This window comes from Kitasatospora sp. NPDC030952 (assembly GCF_055571335.1).
The window spans coordinates 197,802-217,892 of sequence record NZ_JBVIFM010000015.1; the positions used below are offsets into that span (position 1 = coordinate 197,802).

The window sequence follows — 20,091 nt, forward strand, 5'->3', positions numbered from 1 at the left end:
GGGGCACCCGTGCCCCCACCCTAGCGCCGCACCCACCGGCCCGAGCGGTGCTCACCGGCCCGGAAACCCGGGTGCGGGCCGGGGGGCGGCTTCGGCACACTGTCCGGATGATCGCCGACCACTGGCCACTGATGGGCCTGCGCGTCACCACGCCGCGCCTGGAGCTGCGCCTGCCCACCGAGGACGAGCTCTGCGCGGTCGCGGACCTCGCCGCGCGCGGCGTCCACCCGCCGGGCGAACGCCCCTTCCTCACCCCGTGGGGCGAACTGCCGCCCGCCGAACGGGCCCGGCACGTGCTGCAGATGCACTGGCGGCGGCTGGGGCGCTGGACGGCGCGGCACTGGGCGCTGGACCTGGTGGCCTTCCACCGGGGGAGCCCGGTGGGCGTGCAGGACATGCGGGCGCAGGAGTTCGCCGTACGGCGGGAGATCGCCTCCGGCTCGTGGATCGGCCTGGAGCACCAGGGCCGGGGGCTGGGCACCGAGATGCGCGCCGCGATGCTCCATCTCGCGTTCGCGGAGCTGGGCGCGGTCTCGGCGACCTCGGTGTCCTTCGCCGACAACCACTCCTCCCTCGCGGTCTCCCGCAAGCTCGGCTACCGCCCCGACGGCATCGACCGCGACACCCTGGACGGCTGGGTCGTGGAGTCCCAGCGCCTGCGCCTGTCCCGCGCCGACTGGCCGGGCCCGCCCGTCCCGGTGACGGTCACCGGCCTGACCCCCGCCTGCCGCGACCTCTTCGCCGCCCCGGCCCCCGCCCCGGCGGCGTAGCAGGCCGGGCCGGGCCTCAGGCCAACGCCAGCGCGCACGCACGCAGGAAGTCGACCCGGCCGACTTCCCGCACCCCCCGAGGCGGACAACTCCCCGCACGCCCGAGCCGGCCCCGCCGCCACCGCACCAAAAGTCGACCGAGCCGACTCCCCACGCGCGACCCTCCCGACCGAACCCACCAACTCCCCCACGACACCCAACACCAACGGCCCACCCCAGGCCAACGCCCCCACACAGGAAGTCGACCCGGCCGACTTCCCACGCCCCCGAGGCAGACAACTCCCCGCACGCCCGAGCCGACCCCGGCCACCGCACCAAAAGTCGACCGGACCGACTTCCCACGCGCGGCCCTGCCGACCGAACCCACCAACTCCCCCACGACACAGGAAGTCCAACCGGCCGACTTCCCGCACCCCCGACGGGCCGGGCGCCAGAACAGGCCACTCCCCGCACGCCCGGGCCGGCCCCCGCCGCCGCACCAAAAGTCGACCGGGCCGACTTCCCACGCGCGGGCAGCGCACGCGAGCCCGCCAAGGCAGACCCCCGAACCCGCCAACTCCCCACACCCCCACGCCAACCACGCCCCGCACCGGAAGTCGGCGGGAGCGACTTCCGGTGCGGGACCGCAGGTCAGCGGGCCTGCGGCAGGGCGGTCAGGGCGGTCAGGGCCTGGGGCAGGGTGGTGAGGGTGTGGAGGACGTGGATGCCCTCGGTGGGTGGGGTGCCGGTGGCGGCGCGGTCGAGCCAGAAGGCGTGGAGGCCTGCGTCGCGGGCGCCTTCGGCGTCGTGGGTGTACTTGTCGCCGACGTAGGCGGCTTCGTGCGGGGGCAGGCCCAGGGCGGTGCACCAGAAGTCGACCGGGTCGACTTCCCGCGCGCGGGCAGCGCACGCGAGCGCGCCATGGCAGAACCCCGAACCCGCCAACTCCCCACACCCCCAAGCCAACCACGCCCCGCACCGGAAGTCGGCGGGAGCGACTTCCGGTGCGGGAGCGCAGGTCAGCGGGCCTGCGGCAGGGCGGTCAGGGCGGTCAGGGCCTGGGGCAGGGTGGTGAGGGTGTGGAGGACGTGGATGCCCTCGGTGGGTGGGGTGCCGGTGGCGGCGCGGTCGAGCCAGAAGGAGTGGAGGCCTGCGTCGCGGGCGCCTTCGGCGTCGTGGGTGTACTTGTCGCCGACGTAGGCGACTTCGTGCGGGGGCAGGCCCAGGGCGGTGCAACCGGCGTGGAAGATGCTGGGGGCGGGTTTGGCCTCGCCGTGCTGGTCGGAGCAGATGAGGACGTCGCCGACGTGGTCGAGCAGGCCGATGGTGCGCAGTTTGCGGCGCTGGTGGTCGGTGTCGGAGTTGGAGACGATGCCGAGCCGGTAGTGGGGGGCGAGGGCGAGGAGGGTCGGCTCGGCGTCGGGGAAGGCGGTCCAGGCGGCGTCGCGGTGGGCGGCGTAGCCGGCGAACCAGGCGGCGGCCTGGTCGTCGGTGAGGTCTTCGGCGCCGTCCTGGCCGAGTTCGGCGAGGAACTGGCGGGTGCGCGCGTACTGCTGGCCCTGCAGGGTGAGTTCCCGGGCGAGGTAGCGGGCGTACTGGTACTCCATGACGGAGCGCCACAGGGTGAGTGCGTCCTGCGGGGTGGGGAAGCGGTCGAGCAGGCCGACGTCCCGCAGGTGGGCGAGGATGCCCGCCTCCTCCGAGCGCGTGTAGTCGAACAAGGTGTCGTCGACGTCGAAGAGCACGCCCCTGATCGGCATGGACCGTCCTTCCGGTGATCGCTGCGGTGTCCTGTGGTAGGGACCCTACGCGTCGGCGTCGCGGGCGCCGGCGGCGAGGCGGTCGGCGAGGGCGGTGACGAGGGCGCGCAGTTCCTCGGGGCGCTCGATGGCGAACGGGCGGTCGAGTGCGGCCAGGACCGGGGGCAGCCAGTCGAGCCGCTGCGCCCGCAGGTCGACGCGCAGCCAGCCCCCGTCCGGGCCGTCCGGGCCGTCCGTCTCCTTAGGGCCGTCCGGGTCCGTGGCGGGTCGGAGTTCCCGCAACTCGGCGACGGAGGCGGGCAGATGGGCGCGGACGTGTGCGGCGTCGGCCCGGATGCGCAGGGTGACGTGGTGGCGGTAGTCGGCGGTGGCGAAGCCCGTCAGGACGCGCTGGGCGGGGTCGGGGCCGGCGGGTTCGTCGAAGGTGCCGGGCAGGGTGCGGGCGTCGGTGACGCGGTCGAGCCGCAGGGTGCGGTCCTGGTCGATGCGGGTGTCGCGGCCGGTGAGGTACCAGCGGCCGCCGTGGGCGACGATGCCGTGGGCGTGCAGGGTGCGTTCGCTGGGGCGCCCTTCGCGGTCGGTGTAGCGCAGGGCGAGCGGGCGGCGGTGGCGTACCGCGTCGGCGACGGTGAGCAGCAGGGCGGCGTCGGGGGTCTCGGGCTCGCCGGGCGCCTCGCCGGCCGCCTCGCCGGCCGCCTCGCCGGGCGCCTTGCCGGGCGGGTCGGTGAAGGCGAGGGCGTCCTGGAGGGCGTCGAGCCGGTGGGCGAGGTGGCGGGGCAGGACGCGCCGGATCTTCGCCGTCGCGGTCTCGTTGGCGGTGCGCTGGGTGGTGGTGAGTGCGGTGCGGCGGCCGGCGAGCAGGCCCAGGAGTACGGCCAGTGCCTCGTCGTCGCCGAGCATGAGCGGGGGCAGGCGGTAGCCGGGGGCCAGGCGGTAGCCGCCGTAGCGGCCGCGCACCGATTCCACGGGCACGTCCAGTTCGGCGAGTTGCCGCACGTAGCGCCGTACGGTGCGGCCCTGGACGCCGAGCCGGTCGGCGAGTTCGGCGACGGTGCGGGTGCCGCCGGACTGCAGGAGTTCCAGGAGGGTCAGCACGCGGGCGGTGGGTCGGGGCACGGGGAGAAACCTACTTCCGATAGGGGACCGGTTCTGTCCCCTATCGCTCCTAGTCTGCGGGACGCGGGGGCTTCGGCCCTTCGCTGCGGCCCTTCGCTGCGGCCCTTCGCTGCGGCTTTTCAACTACGGCTTTCAACTACGGCTTTTCAACCACGGTCTGGGAGATTCCATGGACTTCGTCTCGATCCGCGTCATCACCGGCGACGTCGCGCGCCTCGTCGGCTTCTACGAGCGGGCCACGGGGGCGCGGGCGGTGTGGGCCACCGAGGAGTTCGCCGAGCTCAGGACGGCGGGGGCGACCCTGGCGATCGCCGGCGCCGGTACGGTCGCGCTGTTCGCCCCGGGGTCGGCCCGGGCGGCGGACAACCGCAGTGTGATCACCGAGTTCCTGGTCGCCGACGTGGACCGGCTGTCTGAGGACCTGGCGGGCGTGGTCACCGAGGTCGTCGCCGGGCCCGCCACGATGCCGTGGGGCAACCGGTCGCTGCTGGTGCGCGACCCGGACGGCAACCTCGTCAACTTCTTCACGCCCGTCACCCCGGAGGCCGTCGCGAAGTACGCGCGCTGAGCCCCCGGGCCGTTCAGGGGGTCGGGACGGGTGCCGGGAGGGCGACGGTGAGGAGGGCGTCCAGCAGGCCGGGGAAGCGGGCGTCCAGGTCGGTGCGGCGCAGGCTGACGAAGCGGTTGCGGCCGGCGACGCGGGTGGTGGTGACGCCGGCCTCGCGCAGGACCCGCATGTGGTGGGAGACGGTCGACTTGTGGAGGTGGTCCAGGCCCAGGTCGCGGGGGGAGCAGGAGTGTTCGGCGCCGTCGGCGTAGCTGAGCAGCAGGCGCATGCGCACGGGGTCGCCGAGGGCGTGCAGGACGGTGACGAGGTCGATGTCGGCGGTGGGGGGCTGGGGAAGCCGTTCGTCGTCGGTCATGGGGTCGGCTCCGGTCCTCGGGTCCCGTGGGGGACGGCCAGCGGCGGGGATGGTTTGACAATCATCCACCAATCCCCGATTGTTTGGCGAGCATCAAACCGTTGCATGCTTGTCCAACAATTACTCCGGGGGGCTTCTCCGTGCCCGTACGCCTGCTCCTGCTCGCCCTCGGCACCTTCGCCATGGGCACCGACTCGATGGTGGTGGCCGGCATCCTCGGCCCGGTCTCCGACGACCTGGGCGTGTCGGTGGGCGCCGCCGGCCAGCTGGTCACCGTCTTCGCCCTCGGCTACGCCCTGCTCGCCCCGCCCCTGGCCGCCGCCACCGCCCGCTGGCCGCGCCGGCGCCTGCTGCTGACCGCGCTCACCGTCTTCAGCGCCGCCAACGCCCTCAGCGCCCTCGCCCCCAGCTACGAACTGCTGCTCGCCACCCGGGTGCTGGCCGCCGCCGGCGCCGCCCTCTACACCCCCACCGCCAACGCCGTCGCCACCACCCTGGTCGCCCCCGAACGGCGCGGACGGGCCCTGGCCACCGTGCTCGGCGGCATGACGGTGGCCACCGCGCTGGGCGTCCCGCTGGGCACCTGGGTCGGACGCACCGACTGGCGGCTGACGATGTGGCTGGTCACCGCGCTCGGCCTGGCCGCGCTCGCCGGACTCGCCGCCCTGCTGCGCGACCTGCCCGCACCCGCCGCCGCCCCCACCCTCGCCGCCCGCCTCGCCCCGCTGGGCCGGCGCCGGGTGCTGGGCGCCGCCGCCACCACGCTCGCCTTCTTCCTGGCCTTCCAGAGCGTCTACATCTACCTCGCCACCGCCGTCCACGGCGCCACCGGCGGCGACGCCGACAAGCTCAGCCTCGTCCTGCTCACCACCGGCGTGATGTCGGTGGCCGGCAGCTGGCTGGGCGGACGCCTGGTCGACCGCACCGGGGTGCGCACCGTCCTGCTGGCCGGCTCCGCCGTCGCCGCGTGCGCCTTCGCCGCCCTGCCCTGGCTGGGGCGCGGCATGCCGGGGGCGCTGGCGTACGCGGTGGTGGTGCCGCTGGCGGGCTGGGCGGTGTCGGTCGCGCTGCCGCACCGGCTGGCCTCGCTCGACCCGGCGAACGCGCCGCTGCTGATCTCCCTCAACAGCAGCGCCCTCTACCTCGGCACGGCGGGCGGCGGTGTCGCGGGCTCGGCGGCCATCGCCCTGCTGGGCACCCGCTGGTTCCCCCTCGCCGCGGCGGCCCTGGCCCTGGTGGCCTGCGCCACGGCGGCGGCCACCACCCGCGACCAGCGCGCCCCCGCCCGGCCGGGGGCGGCCGCTGCCGCCCGGACCTGAGCGCCGGGCCCGAGCACCGGGCCTGAGCGCCGGGCCCGAGCACCGGGCCGTTCCCCGGCGCCGGACCCCGGATCCGGGGCCGGGGAACGGCGTGTTCCCCGGCCCCGCCCCCCGAGCCGCTCCCCCGGCCCTGCGGTCCGGCCCCGCTCCCCCGGCCCTGCGGTCCGGCCCCGTCCCCCAAGGCCTGGGGTCCGGGGGACGGGCCCGGGGTCCGGGGCCGGACGGGCGTGCGCGTCAGGCGCCGAGGACGTCGCCGACCAGGGCGCGGGCCTCCCGCTGGACCTGGGCCAGGTGGTCGGTGCCCAGGAAGGACTCGGCGTAGATCTTGTACACGTCCTCGGTGCCCGAGGGCCGGGCGGCGAACCAGGCGTTGTCGGTGCAGACCTTCAGGCCGCCGATGGCCGCCCCGTTGCCGGGGGCGTGCGAGAGCACCGCGGTGATCTTCTCGCCGGCGAGCTGCCCGGCGGTGACCTGCTCGGGGGCCAGGCGGGCCAGGCGGGCCTTCTGCTCGCGGTCGGCGGGGGCGTCGACGCGGGCGTAGGCGGGGGCGCCGTGACGCTCGGTCAGTTCGCGGTAGCGGGCGCTGGGGGTGGCGCCGGTGACGGCGGTGATCTCGGCGGCGAGCAGGGCCAGCAGGATGCCGTCCTTGTCGGTGGTCCACACCCCGCCGTCGCGGCGCAGGAAGGAGGCGCCGGCGCTCTCCTCGCCGCCGAAGGCGATCGAGCCCTCCAGCAGGCCGTCGACGAACCACTTGAAGCCGACCGGGACCTCCACCAGGGCGCGGCCCAGGCCCGCGGCGACGCGGTCGAGCATGGAGGAGGAGACCAGGGTCTTGCCGACGGCGGCGTCCGCGGGCCAGTCGGCGCGGTGGCGGTAGAGGTAGTCGACGGCCACCGCCAGGTAGTGGTTGGGGTTCATCAGGCCGCCGTCGGGGGTGACGATGCCGTGCCGGTCGGCGTCGGCGTCGTTGCCGGTGGCGATGGCGTACTCGTCCTTGCGGCCGATGAGGGAGGCCATCGCGGCCGGGGAGGAGCAGTCCATGCGGATCTTGCCGTCCCAGTCCAGCGTCATGAACCGCCAGGTCGGGTCGGTGACCGGGTTGACCACGGTCAGGTCCAGGCGGTGGGTCTCGGCGATGCGCCCCCAGTAGGCCACCGAGGCGCCGCCCAGCGGGTCGGCGCCGATGCGCAGGCCCGCCGAGCGCACCGCGTCCAGGTCCAGCACCGAGGGCAGGTCCTCGACGTAGGCGCCCAGGAAGTCGTGACGCCCGGTGGTGGCCGCGGCCAGCGCCCGCGCGTACGGGACCTTCTTGACCCCGCGCAGGCCCTCGCGGATCAGCTCGTTGGCGCGGTCCTGGATCCAGCCGGTGGCCTGGGAGCCGGCCGGGCCGCCGCTGGGCGGGTTGTACTTGAAGCCGCCGTCGCGCGGCGGGTTGTGCGAGGGGGTGACCACGATGCCGTCGGCCAGCGCCCGCGGGCTGCGCCGGTTGTGGGCCAGGATCGCGTGCGAGACCGCCGGGGTGGGGGTGTAGCCGTCGGCGGCGTCGATCAGCACCTGCACGCCGTTGGCCGCCAGCACCTCCAGGGCCGTGGCCTTGGCCGGCTCGGACAGGGCGTGGGTGTCCGCACCCAGGAACAGCGGGCCCGCGACGCCCTGTTCGGCCCGGTACTCGCAGATCGCCTGCGTGGTCGCGGCGATGTGGTCCTCGTTGAACGCCGCGTCCAGCGAGGAGCCCCGGTGCCCGGAGGTCCCGAACGCGACCCGCTGCGCCACCTCCTGCGGATCCGGGCGCAGCGCGTAGTAGGCCGTCACCAGCCGTGCCACGTCCACCAGGTCCCCGGGCTGCGCCGGCTGCCCGGCCCGTGCGTGTGCCATCCGTCTTCTCCCGCCGAAATCCACGAAAACTCGCGTTACGTCCTCGCCCCGCGCTCACCGATCGTAGCCAGAACGCGACCGTGCCCCGAACCGCGCGGGGGCGTTCGGGGCACGTGGGGCGGCCCGGGCCGGACGGGGCCCCCGGGTTCGGCCGGGCGGGCCGGGTTCAGGCGGGCGTTTCTCAGGCGGACGGGGCCGGCGGGGCCGCCGGCTTCAGGAGGCGTTTCAGGCGGGCAGCTGCTGGCGGTAGCCGTCCAGTGCGGGGGCGGTGACGGTGGCCAGGAACTCCGTCACCCGGTACTCGGTCAGGCCCCGTCGCACGAACGGGTCGGTGGCCACCAGCGCCTCGATCGCGGCGCGGTCCTGCCCGGCCGCCAGGATCACCCCGCCGTCGCGCGGCACCTTGCGCCCGGAGGCGAGGAAGGTGCCCGCCGCGTAGTGGCCGTCGAGCCACCGCACGTGCTCCGCCAGCGCCTCGTCGATCCGCTCCATCGGGGCGGTGTACGTCAACTCCAGTACGAACATGCCGTCAGGCTAGCCGCCCGGCCGAACGGCGGGGCGGCGGGGTTCACCGTGCGGGCGGGGTTCACCGGGAGGCGGGGTTCACCGTGCGGGCGGGGTTCACCGGGAGGCCCACCAGGTCGAGGGCGCCACGGCGGTGTAGCCCAGCGACTCGTACAGCGGCCGGCCCAGCTTCGAGGCGGTGAGGGTGAGCGGCAGGTGTGCCAGGGCGGTGAGGGAGCCGAGCATGACGGCCCGGCCCACGCCGCGCGAGCGGAAGTCCGGGGAGGTGGCGACCCAGTAGTGGCTGCCGACGCCCTCGTGGACGACGCTGACGCAGGCTCCGGCGGGCACGCCGTCGCGCGTGGCGAGGAAGACGTCCACGCCCGGCTGCCCGATCAGCGCCGCCGGGAACAGCTCGCCGGGGCGGTGGGGTTGGAAGCCGGTCAGCTCGAAGCCCTCGATCACGACCCGCTCGGCCGCCTGGAGGTCCTCGGGGCGCCGTACCCGGATCACGCCGGGCGCCGGTTCGCCTTCGAGCCCGAGGGGCCCGGGCGGGCGCAGCATGACGGGCATCTGCCAGTTGCGCAGGCCCAGGTGGCTCAGGTCGGTGGCGCTGAAGGGGTCCTCGGCGTTGACCGGGCCCGGGGCGCGGCGGGTCAGGGCGCTCAGTTCGGCGAGTTCGTCCGGGTCGAGGCCGGGTTCCTGGATCAGGATCCGCAGGCCGGCGCGCTGGTCGCCGTCGACGGCGACGAATCCGCGGCGCCGGATCACCTCGTGGCCGCGGCTGAGGCCGGTGGCGGCCCAGAAGGCGGCGGAGTTGCGGGCCTGGAGCGTCAGCGCCCGGGCCGGGGAGGCGTTCTGGCCGGTCGCGGTGGGCGCTGCGGTGGGTGCGGTGGTCATGGTGCCTACGGTAGTGCCGAATTGACCCGTTGCCTGGGCCAATTCCGGTACGGGCCCGCTGGGCCACCCGTGGGCAAGCACGGGTGTGCGGCTCGGTGGGGTGCGGTGGGGTGCGGTGGGGTGCGGTGGGCGAGGGCGGATTCGAACCGCCACAGCCGGAGCGGGGGCTTTACAGGCCCTTGGGCTCTCCAGTGCCCAGCTCGCCCGGGGGTGCGTCGACGCCCTCGCCCGCGGCGCGGGCAGGACGGGACGCTCAGCGCGCCGGGTGATAGCCGAACGCGCGCGGGCGGGGGCGATGGCGATTGCCGCTGGTGGTCATCGGCGCGCTCCCCTCTCTCCCCGCACTGCGTCGGTGTGCACTGCGTCGGTGTGTTCCGCGACCAGCGTGCCGTGTGGGGATCCCGGGGCGCAACCGGTTTTCCGGCCCCGGCCCCGGGAGGGTGCCGACCCCGATCCTGCCAGGTCAGGCAAGGGTTGCGGTAGGACGCAGCACACCCTTTTCCCGTCTTGCCGCCGCCCCCGCGCACCGCGCACACTCGTGCGACACCCCACTCCCCCTCCGCGGCCCACGTGCCGACGCCCGCTTGCCCGGGCGGCCGGTGCGCGGTCCGGCGTGCCCCGGCGTGCCCTGGCGTGCCCTGGCGCGGCGCGAGAGGGGGTGGGGTACCGGAAGACGCGATGACGAAGGGGGACACGGCGGATGAGCGTGCACACGGACCTGGTGCTGGCGGCGCGGGTGCGGCTGATGGGCCACAACGAGCGGATCCTGGAGGGCGAGGAGGGGCTGCGGGTCTACCGGATCCTGTTCGCCGCCACCCCGCACGTCTACGCCTACAAACTCGCCTACGTGCTGCGGGACTTGAGCGAGGTCAGCCCGCGGGCGGCCCGGATGCCGGGGGCCCGGCAGGCGCTGCTGGCGCAGGCGCGGGCCGCGTCCGCCCGCATCCCCGCGGACGCGCCCGCCCACCAGCGGCGGATGTGGGAGTACTCGGTGGCCGAACTCAGGGACATCGAGCGCCGGCTGGGCCAGGTGAGCCGGTGACGGGCCGTCCGCACGAGGACCTGGTGCTGGCGGCGCGGGTGCGGCTGCTGGGCTCCAACCGGTGGGTCCTGGACGGGCAGGAGGGCCTGTGGGTGTACCGGACGCTGTTCGCCGTCACCCCGCACGTCCACGCCTTCAAGCTCACCCGGGTCCTGCTGGAGCTCAGCCGCGATCCGCGGCTTGACGGCGTGCCCGGGGCGCGGCGCGCGCTGCTGCGGGAGGCGGTGGAGGCGGCGGCGCACATCCCCCCGGACGGGCCCCGCCACCAGGGCCGGTACGGGGAGTTCGCGCTGAACGCGCTGCGGCGGCTGGACGAACAGGAGCAACGACCGGCGCGGGAGCGCCCCGGGGGGCGTGCGGTGCGGTAGGTGGGCGCGGGATGGTTGCGGTACAACGATCCCCCTGTGTGACGACTGATCGGAGAAACCTTAGATGAGCAGGTCAGGCCTGTCCCGCCGCGCCCTGATCGCCGGCGCCGGCGCCGGCGCCGTCGTCGTCGGCTGGAACACCGCCGCCCGTGCCTGGGCCGCCGAGCCGGGCGCGGATGTCGCCGAACTGCCCGCCCTGGAGGGCGGCGTGACCCTCGCGGGCGAGGGCCTGGAACGCTTCTGCGGCGACTTCGGGCACCTGGTCAGCGCCGCTCCCCGCGCGGTGCTGCGCCCCGCCTCGGTGCGCGACGTGCAGCGGACGGTGGCCTTCGCCGCCCGCCACCGCATCCCGGTGGCCGTCAACGGGCAGAGCGGGGACGCCGCGGCCCTGGGCACGGCCGGGCTGGAGTCGCACTCCAGCTACGGCCAGGCCAACCCCCGCGGCGGCATCGCGATCGACGCCCGGGGCCTGGCCCGGATCGTCTCCCTCACGCCCGGCCTGGCCGTGGTGGAGGCCGGCGCCACCTGGGCGCGGTTGGTGGACGCGGGGCTGGCGATCGGCTGGGTGCCGCCGGTGCTGACGGACTACCTGCACCTGTCGGTGGGCGGGACGCTGAGCGTGGGCGGCATCGGCGGCGCGGTGCAGCACCACGGCCTGCAGACGGACACGGTGCGGGAGGTGGAGGTGGTGACCGGCACCGGTGAGCTGGTGACGGCCTCGCGCGAGCGCAACCGCGAGCTGTTCGAGGCGGTGCTGGGCGGCGGCGGGCAGGCGGGCGTCATCGTGCGGGCCACGCTGGCGCTGGTGCCGGCGCGCGAGCGCGCCACGGTGTTCACCCTGGCCTACGACGACCTGGACGCCTACCTGGCGGACCAGCACAAGGTCCTGGCCGGCGGCCGGTTCGACCTGCAGGTCGGCAACGTGGTGCGCAGCGCGGACGGCGGGCGGTGGCGGTACACGGCGGAGCTGGTGGCGTACGGGGACGCGGGGCGGGCGGTGGACCGGGAGGCGCTGCTGGCGGGGCTGTCGCCGGTGGCGGGCGAGACGCGGGTGGTGGAGCAGGGCTGGCGCGAGTACGCGTTCCGGGTGGACGCCTTCGCCGGGTACCTGCGCTCGGCCGGGTTGTGGGGGCTGCCCAAGCCGTGGCTGAGCCTGTTCCTGCCGGCGTCCGCGGCGGGGGTGTTCATGCGGGAGGCGGCCGCCGAGCTGACGGCCGAGGACCTGGGGGCGGGGCTGCTGCTGTTCTACCCGTACGCGCGGGAGAGGGTGCGCACCCCGCTGGCGGTGCTGCCGGACGCTCCGGTGGGCTGGCACTTCGACCTGCTGGCCTTCCCGGCGCCGGGGGCGGACGTGGCGCGGATGCTGGAGCGCAACCGGCGGCTGTACGAGCGGGCGGTTCAGCTGGGCGGCAAGCGGTACCTGATCGGGGCGGTGCCGGGGATGACGGGCGCGGACTGGGCGCGGCACTACGGGGGGCTGTGGGAGCGGGTGCGCCGGGCCAAGCGGCGCTTCGACCCGGCGGGGATCCTGGCCCCGGGCCAGGGCATCCACGGCTCCTGAGGCCGCTCCTGGGGCCCTGCCCCTCGCGGCAGGGCCCCGCGCGGGCCGGCCGGCCTCCGGCTGGGCCGCCATGCCCACCGCGACCTGGGCCGCCGCGGCCCCGTCTGCCCCTACACCCAGCCCTCGCCGCGCCGCGGCCGCGGGAGGAGTCGAAGCCTGCGGGCGCGCGCTCTCGCCGGGCAGCGGGCGCACGGTGACCGTGAGGCCGGACCCCTCGGGGCCGGGGGGCCTCGCCGTCGCCGGCCGGGACGCGGAACCGCACCAGGGGCAGGTGGAGGTGGTCCGGGGTGTCCTTGTTGCCGTTGACGACGGTCCGGATCTCCGAGGTACCGAAGGCCGCCGCCGCGTCCACCCGGTCGGGGTCGTAGACCGTGCCGTCGACGGTGCCGCCCCGCTTCGCCCCCAGGTCCCAGCCCGCATCCGCGACCAGCTCGTCACCGGCCGCACCACCCGGCCCCCACCGCCCGCCTGACCGCCCCCTGACCGCCCCACCCGCGCGCGGAGCCCGCCCGGCGCCCGTGCTCCGCGCGCCGGCGGCCGTGCTAGTGGCCCGCGTTGCGCTCCCGCGTCTTGCGCTGCATCTCGTCCAGGATGGCCATGGTCTCGGGGTAGATCGGGGCCGTACTCTCCTCCACGTCCTGCGGATTCTGCCGTGCCTGCGGGAGGAGTTCGTCGTAGCGGGGGTCCCCCGGCACGAACTTGTGCCACCCGTCGTAGAAGTACCCCTCCGGGGCCCTTCCGCCGTACCGCTGCCAGATGGTGACGCCATTCGCGTCGAGCATCGGGTTCCCGGTGACGTGGTAGCTCTCAGAATGCTCGCTCAAAGTACTCCTCCAGGATCTGCGCCGCCTCGCGGTCGCCGTACGTGAATTTGTCCAGCGTCTTGGCGGTCCAGTGATTGAACGCCTCAGCGAAGTACTCGTGCGGCTGGCGGAGGTACGCATCCAAGTTTGGATTGCTGCCGATCCGGTCCAGGACCTGCTGTCGCGCATGCAGCCACTCCGGCTGGCGGCTCAGGTTGCCATAGGCCTCGTCGACCGCGTGCCCGAACTCATGGACAGCAACACTACTGGGCGTCTCGGCAGTTGAATTGACCAGGAGTCTACGCTGGCCAGGTATGTAAATACCCGGTATGTAGTCTGCCGGTGCAGTTCCTCCCACCGGGCTGACGCCGGCGAGGTGGTAGCCGCCTGGAAGCTGCGTGACGGGCCTGGGGCCGATGCTGACGCCGCCGCCCGGCACTTCTTTCAGATGAGCCCAGACCTTGTTGAAGACGTCGTCCGGAACGCGGGCCAGCTCCGATTTCACCTTCGCGATGCTCGGATGGTCCTCGACGTACTCGAGCGGCAATTTGCCGGGCATCGGCAGCTCGACAGGTTTGGCATGCTTCGGGCCGCGTGGAGCGTAGTCGCCGGACCGTCCGCGTGGTCCTGTCGCGCCGCCGGCAGCGCCGACGACGACGTCGAGGGGCATGACGGGGCCGGTCTTGAACTCGGCGTCGTAGCCTACGGAGAGGCCCGCTCCGGTGATCATGCGGCCGGGCAGGGTGTCGGCGGCGCCCGCGACCTTGGCCAGGCCGGCGAGGGCGACGGAGGCGTTCTCGGCGCGTTCGGCGGCGTTGGTGACGACGCGGGCGCCGGCGCCGAGGCCGCCGCCGGCGCCGCCCATGATGCCGCCCGTCTCGGCGGAGTCGACGGCCTCGGTGAGGCTGTAGCCGCCGTCGTCGAAGAACTCGACGCGGATGGGCTGGGCGACGGCGAGGTCCACGGTGATGGCCTCGACGGCGCCGAAGGCGGCGCCGACAAGAACCGTGGCGGCGATGGTGGCGATGGCCTCGGAGACGGTCACGCCCAGGCCGGCCGCGGTGGCGACGATGGCGGCGGCGGCGCCTCCGGCGGCGGCTTCGGAGATGCCGGCGGTGAAGAAGGCCAGGGCGGTGCCGACGACCAGGGTGCCGCCGACGATCGCGGCCTCCTCCTCCAGCTTCTTGATCGCCTTGTCCACCTCGTGGGCGAAGTCGCGCAGCGCCTTGGCCAGGGCGCGGCAGGCGTCGGCGGTTTCGGGGAGCCAGCCCTTGCCCTTGCCCGCACTGTCCTTGCCGCCGTAGTACCGGCCCCAGAACGTGCCGAAGGCGTCGATGGCGGGGCCGTGGTTGTTGGCGACGATGGCGGCGGCGGCCTGGTTGGTGGGGGCGGTGACGTTGTCGAGGGCGGTGGCCATCGCGTCCCAGGCGTCGGCGACCGTACGGAGCTTGTCGGGGTCGGCATCGGGCCACCACATGCCGGTGAGCTTCTGGACGGCCTTGGCGACCGTGGACTCACCCACCGGCCGACCCTTCGTCGGAGCTGCGGCGGGTCACGGCAGCAGGTTCTTGGCGTGGCTGTCGGCGCCGGTGTGGTTGTCGGCGTGGGCCTTCAGCCCCCCGCCGATGCTGCCGAGGCCCTTGACCAGGACGTCGAGCGCGGAGAGCACATGGTCGTGCGGGGTGTTGTAGGCCGCCGCGAACTCGTTGCCCTGTTTGTCGCCGCCCCAGGGGCTGCCGGCTGCGGTGAGGCTCTGCTCGAGCTTGTCGAGCGCCTCCTCGAGGGCCTTGCTCTGGTTCTCGAAGGTCGGTGCGGCGTCCTTCAGTTCACCCGGCCGGATCTTGAACTCCGGACCGCCGGCCTTCGCGGCGTCATCACCCACGGCATCCCCCGTACTGTCCGTCGACCAACCATTCTTGTGGTCAGACCAGTCAACGAGCTGACGAGGCTTCAGTTTTGGTACGTGATAACGGTCACGTCCGCCCCGGCCCGGACGGGGGGGTGCCGCGGTCAGCGGGCCAGGCGGCCCAGGAGGGCGGAGGCCGCGGCGATGCCCGCCAGGGTGGCGGCGGCCAGGACGGCGAAGTCCAGGGGCAGGTGGGAGGGGGTGCCGATGAGCAGGCCGCGCAGGGCGTCGACCTGGTAGCTGAGCGGGTTGGCCTTGCTGACGGCCTGCAGCCAGCCCGGCATGAGGTCCACCGGGTAGAGGGCGTTGGAGCCGAAGAACAGCGGCATGGTGATCGCCTGGCCGATGCCCATCAGGCGGTCGCGGGTGAGGACGATCCCGGCGATGGCCATCGAGAGGCAGGAGAAGAACGCCGAGCCGAGCAGCACCGCGACCACCACCCCGAGCAGGCGCAGCGGGTTCCAGGTCATCGCGACGCCCAGTACGGCGGCGATCAGCACCACGACGACGGCCTGCAGGACGGCCTTGACGCCGGCGGCGAAGGCCTTGCCGGTGACCAGGGCGGCGCGCGGGGTGGGGGTGACCAGGAGTTTGGTGAGGACTCCGGAGTCCCGCTCCCAGATGATCATGATGCCGTAGAAGATCGCGATGAACATCGCGGACTGGGCGATGATGCCCGGTGCCAGGTAGTCCAGGTAGGGGATGCCGCCGGTGGGTATCGCCTTGAGCCGGGTGAAGGTCTCGCCGAAGATCAGCAGCCACAGGGCGGGCTGGACGGCGCGGGTGTACAGCTCGGTGCGGTCGTGGCGCAGCTTCTGCAGTTCCACCGCGCACATCGCGCCGACCCGGGCGGGTACCAGGCGCCAGCCGGTGCGGGCGCGCGGGGGCACCAGCAGCAGGTCGAGGCCGGGGGCGCTCGCGGGCGCTTTCCCGTTCGCGGTCGCGTTCGCGTTCGCGCTCGCGGTCGCGGTCGTGTCGGCGGTCCCGTTCGTGTTCGCGGTCGTGTTCGTGTTCGCGCTCGCGGTCGTGTCGGCGGTCCCGTTCGTGTTCGCGGTCGTGTTCGTGTCGGCGGTCGTGTTCGTGTCGGCGTTCGCGTTCGCGGTGGCGTTCGCGGGGGGCTCAGCCGACGCGGTTGGCCGTGCGGCGGGTACGGCGGACATCGCCGAAGTCTCCTTCCGTGGCGTCGGCCAGGTCGCGGCCGGCGAAGTGGCGGAACACGTCGTCCAGGGTGGGTTCGTCCTGGCCTTCCCGGCGTACCCGGTCCTTGAGTTCGGCGGGGGTGCCCAGGGCCCGGATGCGGCCACGGTCCATCAGGGCGATGCGGTCGCAGTGGCGGTCGGCCTCGTCCATGTAGTGGGTGGTGACCAGGACGGTCATGCCGGTGGCCCGGCGCACGGCGTCCACGCGCTCCCACACCCCGGTGCGGGCGATCGGGTCCAGGCCGATGGTGGGTTCGTCCAGGACCAGCAGGCGCGGGGCGCTGACCAGGGCCTGGGCGAGTTCGAGGCGGCGCACCATGCCGCCGGAGTAGGTGGCGGCCATCCGGTCGGCGGCGTCGGTGAGGTCGACGGCGGCCAGCGCCTGGGCGACGCGGCGGGCGCGTTCGGCGCGCGGCACGTCGAAGACCCGGGCGAACAGGGCGACGTTCTCGCGCCCGGTCAGCCCGGCGTCGGCGGACAGCTGCTGGGGCACGTAGCCGAGCAGGCGGCGCACCTCCATGGGGCGGCGGGCGGCGTCGTGGCCGAAGACGCGCACCATGCCCGCGCCGGCCGGCAGCAGGGTGGTGATCGCGCGGATCGTGGTGGTCTTGCCCGCGCCGTTGGGCCCGAGCAGGCCGAACACCTCGCCGGTACGCACGGTCAGGTCGATGCCGTCCACGGCCCGGGTGGTCTTGCCGCGGCCGTGGGTGAAGCTGTACTCCAGGCCCTGGCACACCACGGCCTGCTCCTCGCCGGCCACGCCACCGGCCACGCCACCGGTCGCACCACCGGCCACGCCGCCGGTCGCACCGCCGGTCATGCCGCTCGCCGCAACACCGCTGGTCACGCTTCCTCCTCGGGCAGGGTGCGCAGGCCCTCGGCGACCTTCCGCAGGGCGGGCAGGGCGGCGGCCAGCGCGGCCCGGTCCCCCTCGGGCAGGCCCGCGACCAGCTCGCCCATCAGGGCGCGGCGCTGCGAGCGCCAGGCCTCGATGCGCTGCTCGGCGGCCTCGGTCGCGTACAGCAGGGCGGCGCGCCGGTCGGCGGGGTCCGGCTCGCGGCGCAGCAGGTCCTGCGCGACGAGCTGGTTGACCAGGGTGGAGACCGAGTTGCCGGCCAGGCACAGTTCCTCGGCAGCCGCGGAGACCCGCAGGCCGGGGGTGTCGGTCACCAGGCGCAGCAGTTCCACCTGGGCGCCGCGCAGGCGGGGCTGTTCCAGTCGGCGGCGCAGGCGGCGGCGCAGCAGGCGCTGGATGCCGACGAGGAGGGCGGAGAAGTCGTCGGCGAGGGCGGTGCCGGGGTGGTCGGGGGCTCGCGTGGTCACCTCCTCATTTTAGCTCTCAGTGAGAGGTATGTGTCGAGGGGGCGGGCGGATGGGGTCGGACGGGGGCGGACGGGGGCGGGGGCCAACTCGGTTCGTGCTCGGCGGACTTGGGTGCCGTCGGGGGGCGTATCCGCACCGGCCGCGGCCGTGGTGACCCCGGTGGGTGGGATCGTCACGGTCAGCGACTCGCCCCGCCCCGTCCCGCCCCGCCCCGCCTGGTCGCGGACGCGCTGCCGGTCGCGGGCGAACGGTGGGACGCGCCGCGGCCTCACCCGTTCGAGTGAAGATCGGGTGCCGTCCCGCCGATCCGACCGGCCGCCACCGAGGATGCGTCCGGAACACGCCGTTCGGGCCGCACGGCGGCCCGCGGGCGGGACGCCCTCCGTACGAGGCGTCCCTGGGCCCCGGCCGGTGGCCGACGGACAACGACACCGACATGCGTCACCGACATGCGTCACCGAGGGGATTCGTCATGAGCGATCTGGTCAACGCCTCCGACCCGGGTATCGAGGTCGGGAAGGGCGAGGTCCGGGGCAAGGACGCGGCCGAGAAGACCTACCAGGCGAACGGCTTCGACCCGGCGAAGGAGGACACCAGGCTCTCCTGGACCCCGCACCGGGTCGCCAAGCGGGTCTTCAACACCTACCAGGGCGGCGGCGGCCTGACCCTGTCCGGGTACGTGGACGCGGCCGCCGCCTACGACTCCCGCTACGGCGACCACGCCGGCGACACCAATGTCGACTACCGCGAGGGCGGGCGGGGCGGGGACATCGCGCGGATGCCCGCCGACGCGTTCGACGAGCTCGTCGTCGGCGCCGTCGGGATCATCGGCGACCGGGGCGAGTGGAAGGACGCCATCAACCGCGCGGCCGTCGACTTCAAGATCGCCTCGCACGAGGGCGACCTGCCCGGCCAGCGCGGCAAGGCGACCTTCACCGACGCGTGGGGCGACCTCTCCGCCTACACCGGCTTCGGTTTCGACGGCTGGGTCGACCTGGACACGGCCGCCGACTTCCAGCAGGACAGGGCCCACGGCCTGCTCGGCGCGGTGGCCGGCCTGGTGAAGAAGAACCCGAAGCTGAAGGTCGGCCTCAACGTCGGCGGCCGGGAGATGAGCCAGGCCTTCCACCACATCGCCAAGGAGCCCGGGAGCCGCGAGAAGCTCGCCGACTCCCTCGCCCGGATCCTCGGCGCGTTCCCGAGGTTCACCACCCTCCACCTCGACTGGCAGTGGCCCGGCAGCGAAGGCACGGCGCCCGGCAACGACTTCGGCCCCGAGGACCCCGAGAACTACGCCGCGCTCATCCGCGACATCCGCCGCAAGCTCCCCGACGCCCGCATCGCCATCACCGCGCCCGCCGGCATCGACAAGCTCCAGGCGATGAACATCCCCCTCCTCGTCGACGCCGGCGCCGAGCGCATCGACCTCCTCGCCTTCGACCTCTTCGCCACCCCCACCTCCCCCGCCACCCCCGCCTCCCCCACCCTGGGCCACCACACCCCGCTGCGCCGCGACCCCGACGCCGCCCAGCACCCCAGCCTGGACGACGCGGTGGGCTACCTGGTGAACGAACTCCACATCGACCCCAGGAAGATCCACCTCGCCTACGCCACCCACACCCGCAACGCCCGCCGGGCCAAGGTCCACAAGACCTCCCCGCTGACGGGCACCCACCAGGCGGGCGGGACGGCCACCACCGTCGGCACGTTCGAGTCCGGCAGCAGCACCCACGCCGACGTCCTGCGCAACTACCTCGACCTGGAAGCCGGCAAGGGCCGGGGCGGCTTCACCCTCCACACCGACACCACCGCGGACGCGGACTTCCTGTTCAACGCCGACAGCGGCGTGTTCATCTCCCTCGACACCCCGCGCACCGTCAGGGCCAAGGCCGAGTACGCGCGCGCCAACGGCCTCGGCGGCCTGTACGCCTACCGGGCCGACGCCGACTCCGGCCTGCTCGCCAACGCCGCCCGCGAGGGCCTCGGCCACACCGCCACCGCCACCGTCGTCGACATGAAGCCCCTCTACACCACCGGCAGGACCAGCTGACCGACCCCCGTGCCGTCCACGCGGCGACGCGGCGCGGACGAGCAGCGGAAAAGGGCCCGGCCGGTGCGGCCGGGCCCTTCCCGCCCCCGCTCCGGGCCGGGCGCCAGGCGCCTGGCGCCCGGCCCGGGGTCAGCCCCCGGGCCAGACCCCGGGCCACACCCGTATCAGGTCCCGGATCGGGTCCCGGGTCGGGTCGGACCCGGGCTCAGGCGTCGGCGCAGATGACGAACACGCTGATGCCCACGCTGTTCTCGCCGGGCTGGTGGCCGACGCCGATCCAGCCCCTGCCGTCGTCGCTCGGGAAGCTGCCGTTGAGGACCGAGTTGTTGCCCCTCGCCTCCGCGCCGCCGCCCAGGGCCCGCTTCCCGTTCGGGCAGTTGACGGTGCGGCGCTGGAAGTTGCCCACGTTGGCGTTGTCCAGCCTGACGAGCTGGTAGCCGGCGACGGCCCGGGCGGAGGCGGGCTGCGCGTCCTGCCGCGCGTCGGCGGTGTCGGCCTGCGCCGTCCAGCCCACGCCGGCCGCCAGGGCCATCGTGATCGCACAGGCCCCGAGGACGAGCTTGCTTCGCGTCATCTGCGTCGTCTCCTGACGGATGCGGCGAACCCCGCCAGTGGGGTGTCGCTCCGTACCGATCATCGACCGGGCGAGGGCGGGGAGTTGAGCCCACAGAGCCCAAACCGCACCTTCGATGG

At 74.4% G+C, this 20,091-nt stretch carries 21 protein-coding genes, 1 tRNA gene and 1 pseudogene; 8 read left to right on the top strand and 15 right to left on the bottom strand.

The features are described from left to right. Window positions 1-107 precede the first annotated feature (107 nt). Complete coding sequence (locus ACZ47G_RS25415) at window positions 108-770, top strand: GNAT family N-acetyltransferase (RefSeq protein ID WP_465746298.1); 663 nt, start codon at window positions 108-110, stop codon at window positions 768-770. A 630-nt stretch (window positions 771-1,400) separates the two neighbouring features. On the opposite strand, the gene ACZ47G_RS25420 is transcribed toward ACZ47G_RS25415, so the two are convergent. The 3 genes from ACZ47G_RS25420 to ACZ47G_RS25430 all read right to left on the bottom strand — a co-directional run bounded on the left by ACZ47G_RS25420 (window position 1,401) and on the right by ACZ47G_RS25430 (window position 3,625). After that, the gene (locus tag ACZ47G_RS25420) at window positions 1,401-1,694 is read right to left on the bottom strand and encodes an HAD hydrolase-like protein (RefSeq protein ID WP_465746300.1); all 294 of its coding nucleotides are present in this window, start codon (window positions 1,692-1,694) and stop codon (window positions 1,401-1,403) included. A gap of 74 nt (window positions 1,695-1,768) precedes the next feature. Then, window positions 1,769-2,509 (bottom strand): HAD family hydrolase, encoded by a 741-nt coding sequence (locus ACZ47G_RS25425; RefSeq protein ID WP_465746302.1) that lies wholly within the window; start codon window positions 2,507-2,509, stop codon window positions 1,769-1,771. 45 nt (window positions 2,510-2,554) lie between these two features. Beyond that, a complete protein-coding gene (locus ACZ47G_RS25430; RefSeq protein ID WP_465746304.1) occupies window positions 2,555-3,625 on the bottom strand; it encodes a helix-turn-helix transcriptional regulator in 1,071 nt (356 codons plus the stop codon). Between the two features lie 169 nt (window positions 3,626-3,794). On the opposite strand from ACZ47G_RS25430, the gene ACZ47G_RS25435 reads away from it, so the two are divergent. Continuing rightward, complete coding sequence (locus ACZ47G_RS25435) at window positions 3,795-4,193, top strand: VOC family protein (RefSeq protein ID WP_465746306.1); 399 nt, start codon at window positions 3,795-3,797, stop codon at window positions 4,191-4,193. 13 nt (window positions 4,194-4,206) lie between these two features. On the opposite strand, the gene ACZ47G_RS25440 is transcribed toward ACZ47G_RS25435, so the two are convergent. Next, a complete protein-coding gene (locus ACZ47G_RS25440) occupies window positions 4,207-4,548 on the bottom strand; it encodes an ArsR/SmtB family transcription factor (RefSeq protein WP_465746308.1) in 342 nt (113 codons plus the stop codon). A gap of 140 nt (window positions 4,549-4,688) precedes the next feature. Between ACZ47G_RS25440 and ACZ47G_RS25445 the strand changes: the two genes are divergently transcribed. Beyond that, the gene (locus ACZ47G_RS25445; RefSeq protein ID WP_465746310.1) at window positions 4,689-5,867 is read left to right on the top strand and encodes an MFS transporter; all 1,179 of its coding nucleotides are present in this window, start codon (window positions 4,689-4,691) and stop codon (window positions 5,865-5,867) included. Between the two features lie 234 nt (window positions 5,868-6,101). Here ACZ47G_RS25445 and pgm read toward each other — a convergent pair whose 3' ends face one another. The 4 genes from pgm to ACZ47G_RS25465 form a co-directional block, all read right to left on the bottom strand. Then, window positions 6,102-7,742 (bottom strand): phosphoglucomutase (alpha-D-glucose-1,6-bisphosphate-dependent), encoded by a 1,641-nt coding sequence (gene pgm / locus ACZ47G_RS25450; protein WP_465746312.1) that lies wholly within the window; start codon window positions 7,740-7,742, stop codon window positions 6,102-6,104. Between the two features lie 225 nt (window positions 7,743-7,967). After that, window positions 7,968-8,267, bottom strand: a complete 300-nt coding sequence (locus tag ACZ47G_RS25455) for a YciI family protein (protein ID WP_380463353.1) — start codon at window positions 8,265-8,267, stop codon at window positions 7,968-7,970. Between the two features lie 96 nt (window positions 8,268-8,363). Continuing rightward, entirely contained in the window at window positions 8,364-9,146 is a 783-nt protein-coding gene (locus ACZ47G_RS25460) for a GNAT family N-acetyltransferase (protein WP_465746315.1), read from the bottom strand. Window positions 9,147-9,272: 126 nt separating this feature from the next. After that, window positions 9,273-9,352 (bottom strand) — tRNA-Tyr (locus ACZ47G_RS25465). A gap of 494 nt (window positions 9,353-9,846) precedes the next feature. On the opposite strand from ACZ47G_RS25465, the gene ACZ47G_RS25470 reads away from it, so the two are divergent. The 4 genes from ACZ47G_RS25470 to ACZ47G_RS25485 all read left to right on the top strand — a co-directional run bounded on the left by ACZ47G_RS25470 (window position 9,847) and on the right by ACZ47G_RS25485 (window position 12,423). Then, complete coding sequence (locus ACZ47G_RS25470; protein WP_465746317.1) at window positions 9,847-10,188, top strand: hypothetical protein; 342 nt, start codon at window positions 9,847-9,849, stop codon at window positions 10,186-10,188. Further along, complete coding sequence (locus ACZ47G_RS25475; protein WP_465746319.1) at window positions 10,185-10,556, top strand: hypothetical protein; 372 nt, start codon at window positions 10,185-10,187, stop codon at window positions 10,554-10,556. Before ACZ47G_RS25470 ends, ACZ47G_RS25475 begins: the two co-directional genes overlap by 4 nt. A gap of 64 nt (window positions 10,557-10,620) precedes the next feature. Then, complete coding sequence (locus ACZ47G_RS25480; protein WP_465746321.1) at window positions 10,621-12,117, top strand: FAD-binding protein; 1,497 nt, start codon at window positions 10,621-10,623, stop codon at window positions 12,115-12,117. An 84-nt stretch (window positions 12,118-12,201) separates the two neighbouring features. Further along, a complete protein-coding gene (locus ACZ47G_RS25485) occupies window positions 12,202-12,423 on the top strand; it encodes a hypothetical protein (RefSeq protein ID WP_465746370.1) in 222 nt (73 codons plus the stop codon). A gap of 236 nt (window positions 12,424-12,659) precedes the next feature. On the opposite strand, the gene ACZ47G_RS25490 is transcribed toward ACZ47G_RS25485, so the two are convergent. From ACZ47G_RS25490 to ACZ47G_RS25515, 6 genes and pseudogenes are all read right to left on the bottom strand, one after another. After that, window positions 12,660-12,941, bottom strand: coding sequence for a hypothetical protein (locus ACZ47G_RS25490; protein ID WP_465746323.1), 282 nt, complete (start codon window positions 12,939-12,941; stop codon window positions 12,660-12,662). Further along, window positions 12,925-14,442: a WXG100-like domain-containing protein gene (locus ACZ47G_RS25495; protein ID WP_465746325.1), complete on the bottom strand. Its 1,518-nt coding sequence runs from the start codon at window positions 14,440-14,442 to the stop codon at window positions 12,925-12,927. The genes ACZ47G_RS25490 and ACZ47G_RS25495 overlap by 17 nt, the downstream gene beginning before the upstream one ends. A 30-nt stretch (window positions 14,443-14,472) precedes the next feature. Beyond that, window positions 14,473-14,802 carry a WXG100 family type VII secretion target gene (locus tag ACZ47G_RS25500; RefSeq protein ID WP_465746327.1) on the bottom strand — a complete coding sequence of 110 codons (330 nt, stop codon included), beginning with the start codon at window positions 14,800-14,802 and terminating at the stop codon, window positions 14,473-14,475. A gap of 128 nt (window positions 14,803-14,930) precedes the next feature. Next, a pseudogene (locus ACZ47G_RS25505) lies at window positions 14,931-15,809 on the bottom strand (ABC transporter permease); the annotation flags it as partial. Window positions 15,810-15,945: 136 nt separating this feature from the next. Further along, entirely contained in the window at window positions 15,946-16,872 is a 927-nt protein-coding gene (locus ACZ47G_RS25510) for an ATP-binding cassette domain-containing protein (RefSeq protein WP_465746329.1), read from the bottom strand. Next, complete coding sequence (locus tag ACZ47G_RS25515; RefSeq protein ID WP_465746331.1) at window positions 16,869-17,348, bottom strand: MarR family winged helix-turn-helix transcriptional regulator; 480 nt, start codon at window positions 17,346-17,348, stop codon at window positions 16,869-16,871. The genes ACZ47G_RS25510 and ACZ47G_RS25515 overlap by 4 nt, the downstream gene beginning before the upstream one ends. A 472-nt stretch (window positions 17,349-17,820) precedes the next feature. Between ACZ47G_RS25515 and ACZ47G_RS25520 the strand changes: the two genes are divergently transcribed. Further along, entirely contained in the window at window positions 17,821-19,398 is a 1,578-nt protein-coding gene (locus tag ACZ47G_RS25520; RefSeq protein WP_465746333.1) for a glycosyl hydrolase family 18 protein, read from the top strand. Window positions 19,399-19,603: 205 nt separating this feature from the next. On the opposite strand, the gene ACZ47G_RS25525 is transcribed toward ACZ47G_RS25520, so the two are convergent. Next, window positions 19,604-19,972, bottom strand: a complete 369-nt coding sequence (locus ACZ47G_RS25525) for a hypothetical protein (RefSeq protein ID WP_465746335.1) — start codon at window positions 19,970-19,972, stop codon at window positions 19,604-19,606. Between the last annotated feature and the right edge of the window lie 119 nt (window positions 19,973-20,091).